The organism is uncultured Moraxella sp., from assembly GCF_945873075.1.
GTDB lineage: Bacteria > Pseudomonadota > Gammaproteobacteria > Pseudomonadales > Moraxellaceae > Moraxella.
Window position 1 is genome coordinate 22385 of record NZ_CAMCBS010000021.1, and the last position, 10307, is coordinate 32691.

Below are 10307 nucleotides of genomic sequence, written 5' to 3' on the forward strand. Positions count from 1 at the left end.
CTGATGTATTAATCCAAGCGGTGTTCTGCCGCCAAATAATCTTCTGACTGCATCTCAAGCAGTCGTGAACGAGTACGCTCAATCTCAAATGCCAGCTTTTCGCCTTGATACAGCTCAAGAATTGACTGCTCTGCACGCACAAGCAACTTGACACGGCGATCATAAAATTCATCCACCAAATAGATGAATCGGCGAGTCGGATCCATCAGCGTATCATTTAGAAATGGTACATTATCCACCATCACCGTGCTAAAGTCATTGGCAATCTCGATAAAATCCGATGCCGATCTTGGCTGCATACACAGCGCACGAAAATCAACCAGTAACATCGTCTCGGTACGCTTGACAATCTCAATCTCACGGTTTGCCACGACAATCGGCTCGGTGATAACGCATTGTCCACCTGCTAATGTATCAAATCGCTCAGATAGCCAGCCGTCGGTTTCGCTGGTCAATGGATATGAGTACAGTTTAGCTTGTTTTAATAATCTTAGGCGATAATCAATACCGGCATCGATGTTCATCACGGTGGTATTTTTTTCGACTTGGGCAATGGCAGGCAAGAATCTGTCACGATGAATACCGTTTTTGTACAAGCCTGATGGCTCAATGTTTGAGGTGGCAACAAGCGTAATCCCACGGTCAAATAGCATGGTGAACAAATCACCCAAAATCATCGCATCTGAGACATTGGACACAAAAAATTCATCAAAACAAATAACCACCGCTTCACGATGGATGATGTCAGCGACCTTTTGTAGCGGGTCGGATTGCCCTTGTAGCGCCACCAATTCACGCTGAACTCGCTGCATAAAATGATGAAAATGCATCCGCATCTTGCGCTCAATCTGCAAGCTGTCGTAGAATATATCCATCATCCAAGTCTTGCCACGACCGACGCCGCCCCACATATACAGACCCTTTGGCGTCTCTGGTTTGGATTTAAATAAGCTTGCAAACCAGCCTGATTTTTGTTCTCCATTTGCCGCCAAAATCTCATGGTGCAACTTATCCATATAAGTCACGGCAGCCAATTGGATGGCATCTTCGCTAAACTCGCCCGTTGCCAGTGCCGCCTTATAACGCTCAAGTGGCGTCTGTACACTCATAAATTTTCCTTAATTAATCAGTCGTTATTTAATGGTCAATTGTTCTAATGCTTGTCGCAATTCTACCAGTTTGGCATGGAAAAAATGCCCCGTATCAATCACTTGATTTGGCAGTTGATGCACCCGTGCAAACTCTGCCAATGCCGATGGTGGCACCAATTCATCATGAGCGCCATAGACCAAAAATGTCCGCTCAGTTGGCAAGGTCAGCACACTTGTGTCGTTCCGAACTACAGATGGTGCAATCAAGGCAAGATTGTGTAGATTAATTTCACGAAACTCATCTTGCTTGACAATTACATCAGCCACTTGGCACGCCACAAAACCACCGAATGAAAACCCACCAAGCCACAGTTTACGAGCCTTGGTTTTAGTCAATGCAAACCGAAGCACCGTCAGCGCATCAGTCAGCTCGCCAATGCCATTGCCTGTCGTGCCTGTCGATTGCCCCACGCCACGAAAATTAAACCGTAGCACATCCATACCACTATCACGACAAAAGCGATACATGGTGCTGACGACTTTATTATTCATCGTGCCGCCTGCCATCGGATTGGGGTGGCAAATGATTGCCAAGCCGTCGCTTGCACTACGCTCGCCCGCTTGCCAAATCGCATCAATCTCAAGCTTGCCGTTTGGTGCATCGATGAGCAAAATTTCTTGATTCATACAAAAACTGGATAAAAATTCAAGCCATTATAGCACAATTTTTACGCATTCAACATCCGTGCATGACAGACCATGCTGCCGAAACATAGCGGTAAAGTTTACCCTGTATTTTCACAAAACCCACACAACTCAGCTGTACAAATAACTTTTAGCATATCAAGGTATATGCTACCATAATAGCACCAACAAATTGACAAAAAAAGGAGTCATCATGAAACGATTTGCCCTAATTGGTACGATCAGTACAGCTCTGCTATTGAGCGCCTGTGCAACGAGTGGCACGACCGCCCCTGTCATCACTCGTGCTGATGCTAGTCATGAGACCACAGGACTTGGCGTAACCAAGCTTAAAGCTCAAGAGTCAGCACTCGCCACCGCCAAAAAACAATGCGGACTCAAAACGCCTGTCATCATCGAAGATAAGACCACCTATAATGGCGTACTCGATGAAAAAACAGGTCGCATGATCGAACAAGGCGTCGGCATCATCGGCTCGGTACTCGGCAAGGTAACGCCTGATTTGAGTCGTGATGATGATTATGAATATAATATTAAGTTTAAATGTCAATAAAATTAAGAAAATCAGCCTTGATGGGCTGATTTTTTTATGCTGGTTGATATATTTTCATTGAAAATTGGTTTGCCATTTTGTTTATATATGATAAACTGTGAATAAGCAGTATTAGCTAAATTTACTGCTTTATTTTATTAGTTACACGGTTATTACTTTAGAACAATACAATGAAGCTATTATCATTTTCAGCAGTTACAATTGCTCTCATGTTGGCAGGTTGCGCCACCACTTCAGCCCAAAAGCAAGCACCTGTTGAGCTGACTCCTGAAGAAGTTCTTGCCAAAAAAGAAAAGAATTATAAGCGCTTGGTTTGGCTTTTAGGCGAAGAAAGTGCTAAGCGTTTTATGGACGACCCAAACAAGCCTTTTACCGAAGTGAATAACAAAAAAGTCACCCAAGCTGACCAAAGTAAATATGGGTTTGATGTTAGCATTTACGATTACCTTGGTGAGCCATCTGGCGGGTTGATTTATGCAGTTATCCTTGATCCGCGTGACAACACCTATAAATCTGGCTATCTTAGAACCAACGGTGAAGTATATATCCCCTTCAAATTTGGTCACACAAACAAAGATCATCTGGAAAGCCGTCAGTTTATCGGTGGTTTGGCTAGCGTTATCAATCCAAGCACAGCTGCACAAATTTACCGTGAAGAAGGTGCTTCGCATCCCGATGATCAGTATGCCATTATCGATCACACAGGATCGCAATTGGTGAAATATACCGCTTATCTAGATATCCAAAAATATCCTGGTGATAATTATTTTACCGCCATTTATATTGACGAAAAAGGTCAAAAACGCACGAGCAAAATTTCAACCAATCTAAAATTAATCAGCGATGTGCCTGGATGGATTAAGCAGTGATTGGCTAGCCTTTTGACCAACACACGCTCACAAATCATCAGCGGAACAATATATGTATCAATTCAAAAAACTATTTATAACAGCTACTCTTGCAACCACAACCGCTCTTTCGGGCTGTGTTAGTACCACAACCGCGGGTACAATCAGCCCAGAGCGTAAACAGCTTTTGATTGTGTCTAGTGGCGAAATCCTACGCCTGTCTAGCGAATACTACCGTGAGACTCTAGCAGAAGCTCGCACCAAAGGCACTCTTGACAACAATCCTGCGCAAGTTGCTCGCCTACGCAAAATTGCCGACCGTCTCATTCCACAAGCTGCACTACTGCGTCCAGATGCAGCAAATTGGCAATGGAAAGTTCACACCATTACCGACAATACTATCAATGCATATGTAATGCCGGGTGGTAAAATCGTATTTTATACAGGTATTATCGAAAAACTCAACTTGACCGATGATGAAATTGCAGCCATTATGGGGCATGAAATGGCACACGCCATCCGTGAACACTCTCGTGAGAAGATGAGCCGCAAAATGGCTACCAATGGTACATTGGGTATAGCTGGTGCAGCCCTTGGTCTTGGTGGATGGCAGGCACAGGTGGTTGGACTGGCAGGTGAGATTGGTCTAAATTTACCCCACTCACGCACCCAAGAAGCCGAAGCGGATAAGATTGGGCTTGAGTTGATGGCTCGTGCAGGATACAATCCAGATGCCGCCGTAACTCTATGGCAAAAGATGGATGCTAGCAAAGAAACCAAAATGCCACAATTTTTGAGCACCCATCCAAGCAGTGCAAATCGCATTAAAGAATTGCAGGCTTTAGCGCCACAAGTACAGCATCTGTATCAGCAGGCAAAGTAATGACAATGCTTTGTTGATGATTCTGATGAGATGCCTAATCCACGCTCAACAGCTCATCCCAGCGTGTGGTAAATCGTTGGCTCATAAACCCCCGATTCATCTGCCAGTCATCGGACAGTTTTTGGGTGGCGATGATGAGACTGTTTTTACCAAATTGCTTATGAATACTATCTAGCGCTGTCATCAGTTTGGGATTGTCTTGATAGGCAGAGTCATCCACTTGGGTAAATAAATCATCTTGCACTTGGCAAGCTTGCTCAATCCCACCAAGCTCAATCCCACATTTTTTATAACGCAGATTGGGGCGATATAGTTGTTTGAGTAGCTTTTGAGCGTGTTGATTCAACACTCGAGTATCATTACTACCTTTGGCAAGAGCAATGGTCTTTTTGCCATGATAGCGTTGTTGATTATAGCTGCCAAAGGTCTGAATGGTGACGCTTAGCGTATGCGCTAGCGTTTGCTGTGCTCGTAATGCACTTGCACCACTAGCAATATGATAAGCCACCGCAGACTGTAGCGACTCAATCTCACTAATCGCTTTACCAAAGCTTCTGCTTCTGATGATGTGTTTCTTTGGTTCTTCAATCTCAAGCCCCGTGCAGGGTTTGCCATTCATCTCTTGCCAAGTTCTTTGAGTGGTGACGCTAAAATGATGCTTGATAAGATGTCTGTCAGCATCGACGAAGTCTTTGGCGGTGTTGATGCCTAGCTGCTTAAGTTGTAGCGCTGTTTGACTGCCAATGCCCCATATTTCATCCACGCTTTGACTTGCTAAGGCTCTGTCTTGAATATCTTTTGACCAATCATCCCAAACCACCACACCGCCAAAGTGCTGTGGATAGCTTTTGGCAAGGTGATTGCAGAATTTGGCGAGAGTCTTAGTTGGTGCAATACCCACACAAGTAGGGATACCGACCCATTGCCAGACTCTGTCTTTGATAGATTTACCTAAATCAGATAATCGATGCTGATTAATCCCTGTTAAATCCGCAAAGCATTCATCAATCGAATACATCTCAACGGCTGGTACAAGACTTGCAATGGTGTTCATCATCCGAGCTGAGATATCACCGTAGAGCTCATAATTACTTGAAAAGGCAATAACTTCTCCACGATGAACCAAGTCTTTGATTTGAAAATACGGCACACCCATTTTAATGCCAAGTGCTTTGGCTTCAGCGGTGCGAGCGACCACACAGCCATCATTATTGGATAAGACTACTAGCGCTTTGTTTTTAAGCTTAGGATTAAAAATCCGCTCACAAGAGCAATAAAAGCTATTACCATCAATCAGTGCGTACATCAAATCATCATCTTGAAAAAAGTTACTGATATGATACTGCAAAGTTTGACAAATAGCAATTTGAAACTGGTAACTCTTTTCAATATGGGTAAGTTATGATTGATAGCTTATCGCTTACGCACATCCTTAATTACATGCATCACCACACCAACAATAGCAAGTTCATCACCATCGCTAAAGGTGTAGTTAGGATAACTCTCATCACCACGACTATTTTCAGAGTGCAGTTCAACACATCCATCATCTAAGATATGCAATCGCTTGATGGTGTATTCAGAGCCCAAATCCGCCATGACGATATCTCGATGACTTGGTGTAATGGCACGGTCAATGACTAATAAATCATCTTTATCAATCCCAGCATCTAACATCGAATAACCGCCACAGCGAGCAATGATGGTGGATGATTGATTGCGCACTAAATATTCATTAAAATCCAAATAATCTTCGATATATCCTTCAGCAGGAGAAGCAAAGCCTGCAGGGATTTTCTCTGTGGCGATAGGCAAAGATAACTTCGATGGATTGGGATGTACGACTAGTGCATCTAATGGTACAGAACCTGTCACAAACACAACACCCAATTTACCTGCTTTATTCTTTTGGATTAAAGACTCCACCATCGGCAATAAGTTTCTTGGAATCTTCTTGGCAACAGGACTACCAAATGGGGATGGCTTACGTCCACTGCCTGCACGGCGACCGCCGTGTGTGGATTTGGGACGAGATTCGGGTTTGGTGTCATCTGATTGGGTCATGGTGTTGTCTTGAAAAAGGTTTCGGTTATCATAAATTTTTCTGTTCGTTTAGTCAAGTGTTTATTGGGCTGTATTAAGCGAAAAAATAACCCTTTGCAAACACAATTTGGAGTGCAACAGCACAAAGAAACAACCGCCCAAACCTTTGATTCTAAACAATAAAAAAGGGACTATACTAGATTAGCAATAACGCTATACTAGTTTTATGAAGATAACCCGTTGTAAATTAAGTAAAAAAAGTTCAAATTAAACTGAACCGCACCCCAAAGGTTGTCTAACTTTTGGGGGTCGGTTCATCTGGTGGGTTTTTTGTTTTCAAAAGAAAAAGCCCACCATTATCTTATAATGGCAGACTCTTTCAGTGGTGTGTCTTGAGGGTCGTGATACAATCACGAACAATCCCCAAGCTCGCTCTGATATTTTAGCATAAAATGTTCATTACTTGTTCAAGAACCAAGTTTTTGCTTCAAAAATGCCAAATCTCTTCGTCCATCCAAAACTTCTAAGATATGTACCGTATCTTCAATGATGGTGTAGTACACCAAAAATGGCAGTTTTGGCACAACCATTTTTCTTATATTGGGCGAAAAATCAGCCATAGGACAGCGTTCAGGAAAATATTCAAGTGAACTGATTGCTTCTTGAATGGCTGTAATGTTGGCTTCAGCCACAATATAGCTGGCAACATCCACATAGTATTCATAAAGCGACATCAGTGCTTGCTTGGCATCATCAGAGATGGCGATGGTATAAGCTTGACGCATTATAGCTTGCCCTTGGCTTGAGCATATTGATTGCCATGTTCACGAACAGCAGCAAAGCAATCATCAACCGAAGTGCCTTTTTTACCATCCAGCACATTTTGATATGCCTGCATGACGCGCTTTTCGACATAAGCTTCGTATTCTTCCTGCTCTTTGACTTCCTGCAGGGCTTTATCCACCAGTTCACCCATCAGATAATTCAGTGTGCGGTTTTGACGCTTGGCAAGTTGCTCTAGTGCTTGCTTTTTCTCAAAATCCATCACAAGTGATATTCTGGATTTTTGTGTAATTGTATTAACTGCAGCCATCAGCTACCCCATTATTATTAACTTATCATAACAGTTAATAATATATACTACTTAGGTAAAAAAGTCAATAAAATGCATATTCCACTCCAAATGATCACCCATTCCACTCTTCACGTGACCACTTATTCCACTCTTATTTGACCACCCCATAAAAAACCACCAGCCAAGCCAATTTGCTCAACTGATGGTTTTGATGTCAACTTGCTTTTAAAAACTCATCCCCAAACTCACACCACTGACCCAATCTGTGTTGGAAAAGCCTGTGGGCTCGCTGATTGCTTTTGAAGTAAAGATGTCATAGTTAAAACTTAGGTAAGGGTTATTTGTATTTGGTGTGTATTGTCCTTTGATGCCAATGGCAGCACCTGCTAGATGTTGTCTGTACCGGTCAACTATTTTCAAACAACCCCTAAGAGGGTTTTGTTAAAAAACTGTCGTTCTTTTTCGACAGGGCTTAGTTGTCGCTAAGTCACAGTTTTGGCATACATATCGCCACACATCACTCAATCCACGGCAGGTAGTGATGATCAATAAGCTTTGGGGTGATTTTTATGGCAAGCTTACCACCAAAAAATGGGCGAGTATCACAAAAGTATCCACAGATACCGCTCTAAGAGATATTAATGATTTGGTTGAAAAAGGAATTTTGGTGAAGTCACTAGCTTCTGGACGCAGTCAAAGTTATGAGCTGAGCTGTCTTGTGGAGTAGCTACAAAAAAGATATTCATGCATGAATTTGATAAAATATTATCAAAAACTACCAAAAATCCCGTAAATTTGATAAAATAATATCAAAATTAAACCAAGTTGAGGTGGTTATGCTTCATCTGTATGACGATATTGATGCACGCTTAGCTTTGGCAGCGTATCTAAAACAAAAACGCAAAGATGCTAAGCTGTCACGCCGAGCACTGGCTGAAAAATCCTTGATTCCAGAGCCAACCATTCGTCGGTTTGAGGATACAGGTCATATTTCTTTAAAGAACTTTTTGTTATTGTGGATGATTTTGGATGATATTGCTCGGTTTATGGAATTAACCAAACCTAAAGCAATCAAACCCAAAACCATCGCCGAGGTGCTTGCTTATGATCAGTAACCATCAGCCGACTCGGTATTTGAGTGTTTTCCATTACAATGATTGCTAAGCATTTGGATGAGATATATCAATCAAATAAGGGTTTGATAATTTGACAATTCAAGGTTGGAACTTTCCCTAATTATAATTGATATCCTGCCTTAAATAGAAAAAGTTTCAAGTATAATTGAAACTTTTTCTATATATACAAAAGTTTCAATCATAAAAATAATCACCCAAAAGTCAATTAGCGGCAAACTGAGATAAAATACGATAATTTACGACAAATTACGATAAAATAAGGTAAAATACGATAAGTTGCGATATTTTATGGAAAATAACAATGAAATTACCCAAGCCGCCCACTTTATCAGAACTAGAAGCAAGTGATATTTCGTCTGTGCTTTTGGGATATTTGGCAGAGCATCCACCAACAGATGCCAAGGGGCGTTATTTGTCATGGGAGCAGTTTCGCTATCGCCATCCGACTGATAGCAAACGGCGCTGGCTTGCTCAAAAACTCAACCACCATGCCATTATGCAGTCGATACATATTGGTGGTTATCAATTCTCATATTGCTTACCACAAAGCCTGCAAGCCAAGCTATATCACATTGAGCATCGCTATCAGCAATGGCAATGGTCCATTGATACCGAAGAACTGCTCTTTGAAGAGCCGATTAGCAGTGCTCAGCTTGAAGGTGCATCTACCACACGCAAGGTTGCCAAAGAGCTACTCGGCAGTCGCCGTGCACCTATAAACAAAAGCGAGGTGATGATTGTCAATAATTATCACTTGATGCAAGCGGTGAAACAACGATTAACTCAACCGCTTGATATCGCTATGATTTTGCAATTACATCGCATCGCCACAGAAGGTGCGATTGACAATGATGCGATTTCGGGTGAATTTCGTCAAGATGATGAGATTGTCATTGCTGATTATGACGGGCAAATTGTTCACCAACCCCCTGCATGGCAGACGCTACCTGTATTGATGCAGGCGTATTGTGATTTTGCCAATGCCGATCATCAAGGGGATGACTTTATCCATCCGATTGTCAAAGCGATTATTCTGCATTTTTTACTCGGCTTTATTCATCCTTTTGGTGATGGCAATGGTAGAACTGCCCGAGCTTTGTTTTATTGGTCGCTACAAAAATCAGGCTATACGTATTTTGATTATATCTCCATCAGTCGCTTATTGCACAAAGCGCCCAAGCAGTATGCGCAAAGCTATATTGATGTAGAAACTGATGAATTGGATATGACTTATTTTATTGCTTATCAGCTCACCATCATTGATCGAGCCATTAACGATTTGCAGGCGTTGCTATCGATTGATCAAGCGCCGCAATCTATGCCAAAGCCCACACCTGCAAATCCACCTGTTGATTATAGCAATCTTAGTATCCATCAGTATCAGCTACTCACCAATACGCCAGCTGATCGAGTTTTGACCGCCAAACAAGTATCTAATGAGCTTGGCATCTCAGATAGTACCGCTCGTAAGCTACTCAATGAACTTGAGAGCATGGGATTGGCAACCACTGTGCGTAATGGTCGTGGTAAGGGGTATTTGTTGGTGAAGTAGGATTAATGTTGCCTTTAAGTGCTTTAATTAAAGGTATGTTTTGCATGGTTTGAGATTTTGGTGATCTAATTAATCTCTCTAGTTTTTGGTTATATACCAAATGTTAAGCTAATTTCATCATTTGTTTATGGGTATAACCATAAAAACTTCATTATTTGAGTGTTTTTATGGCTATGATAAAAATCTGTGCTCACTGCTTTCGATAACCACTTGGGATAATTTATCCAGTTTCGTGCAGAGCAATGAAATCCTTTTATCTCCCCACATCCTGCAAATACCCAAAACAATAAAATGGCTCATGGTAATCATGGTACAGCTTTCTTAAGTTTGCTGTATCTCGACAAAGCATGGCGGTGCGGATATTTATTCGATAGACATCTAGGCAGGTGCGTAATGAGCCGATGAAATCTTTGGTTTCAGA

12 protein-coding genes are annotated in these 10307 nt (G+C 42.0%); 6 read left to right on the forward strand and 6 right to left on the reverse strand.

What is annotated here, in order from left to right; translation table 11 throughout:
• Positions 1 to 8: 8 nt before the first annotated feature.
• Together zapE and Q0N89_RS07710 are read right to left on the reverse strand one after the other, a co-directional pair.
• A complete protein-coding gene (gene zapE, locus Q0N89_RS07705; RefSeq protein ID WP_294035084.1) occupies positions 9 to 1109 on the reverse strand; it encodes a cell division protein ZapE in 1101 nt (366 codons plus the stop codon).
• 24 nt (positions 1110 to 1133) lie between these two features.
• A complete protein-coding gene (locus Q0N89_RS07710) occupies positions 1134 to 1778 on the reverse strand; it encodes an alpha/beta fold hydrolase (RefSeq protein WP_294035087.1) in 645 nt (214 codons plus the stop codon).
• Positions 1779 to 1989: 211 nt separating this feature from the next.
• Here Q0N89_RS07710 and Q0N89_RS07715 point away from each other — a divergent pair, with 211 nt between their 5' ends.
• The 3 genes from Q0N89_RS07715 to Q0N89_RS07725 all read left to right on the forward strand — a co-directional run bounded on the left by Q0N89_RS07715 (position 1990) and on the right by Q0N89_RS07725 (position 4080).
• Complete coding sequence (locus Q0N89_RS07715; protein ID WP_294035089.1) at positions 1990 to 2349, forward strand: hypothetical protein; 360 nt, start codon at positions 1990 to 1992, stop codon at positions 2347 to 2349.
• 170 nt (positions 2350 to 2519) lie between these two features.
• The gene (locus tag Q0N89_RS07720; RefSeq protein WP_294035091.1) at positions 2520 to 3218 is read left to right on the forward strand and encodes a hypothetical protein; all 699 of its coding nucleotides are present in this window, start codon (positions 2520 to 2522) and stop codon (positions 3216 to 3218) included.
• A 52-nt stretch (positions 3219 to 3270) separates the two neighbouring features.
• A complete protein-coding gene (locus Q0N89_RS07725; protein WP_294035093.1) occupies positions 3271 to 4080 on the forward strand; it encodes a M48 family metallopeptidase in 810 nt (269 codons plus the stop codon).
• Positions 4081 to 4114: 34 nt separating this feature from the next.
• Here Q0N89_RS07725 and Q0N89_RS07730 read toward each other — a convergent pair whose 3' ends face one another.
• From Q0N89_RS07730 to Q0N89_RS07745, 4 genes are all read right to left on the reverse strand, one after another.
• Positions 4115 to 5386 (reverse strand): Y-family DNA polymerase, encoded by a 1272-nt coding sequence (locus Q0N89_RS07730; RefSeq protein ID WP_294035095.1) that lies wholly within the window; start codon positions 5384 to 5386, stop codon positions 4115 to 4117.
• A 107-nt stretch (positions 5387 to 5493) separates the two neighbouring features.
• Entirely contained in the window at positions 5494 to 6144 is a 651-nt protein-coding gene (locus Q0N89_RS07735; RefSeq protein ID WP_294035097.1) for a LexA family transcriptional regulator, read from the reverse strand.
• A 446-nt stretch (positions 6145 to 6590) separates the two neighbouring features.
• Complete coding sequence (locus Q0N89_RS07740; protein ID WP_294035099.1) at positions 6591 to 6908, reverse strand: type II toxin-antitoxin system RelE/ParE family toxin; 318 nt, start codon at positions 6906 to 6908, stop codon at positions 6591 to 6593.
• Positions 6908 to 7216 (reverse strand): hypothetical protein, encoded by a 309-nt coding sequence (locus tag Q0N89_RS07745; protein WP_294035101.1) that lies wholly within the window; start codon positions 7214 to 7216, stop codon positions 6908 to 6910. Before Q0N89_RS07745 ends, Q0N89_RS07740 begins: the two co-directional genes overlap by 1 nt.
• 523 nt (positions 7217 to 7739) lie before the next feature.
• Here Q0N89_RS07745 and Q0N89_RS07750 point away from each other — a divergent pair.
• From Q0N89_RS07750 to Q0N89_RS07760, 3 genes are all read left to right on the forward strand, one after another.
• Entirely contained in the window at positions 7740 to 7925 is a 186-nt protein-coding gene (locus Q0N89_RS07750) for a DeoR family transcriptional regulator (RefSeq protein ID WP_294035103.1), read from the forward strand.
• 109 nt (positions 7926 to 8034) lie between these two features.
• Positions 8035 to 8313 (forward strand): helix-turn-helix transcriptional regulator, encoded by a 279-nt coding sequence (locus tag Q0N89_RS07755; protein ID WP_294035105.1) that lies wholly within the window; start codon positions 8035 to 8037, stop codon positions 8311 to 8313.
• Positions 8314 to 8635: 322 nt separating this feature from the next.
• Positions 8636 to 9886 (forward strand): Fic family protein, encoded by a 1251-nt coding sequence (locus Q0N89_RS07760; protein WP_294035107.1) that lies wholly within the window; start codon positions 8636 to 8638, stop codon positions 9884 to 9886.
• The last annotated feature ends 421 nt before the right edge of the window (positions 9887 to 10307 follow it).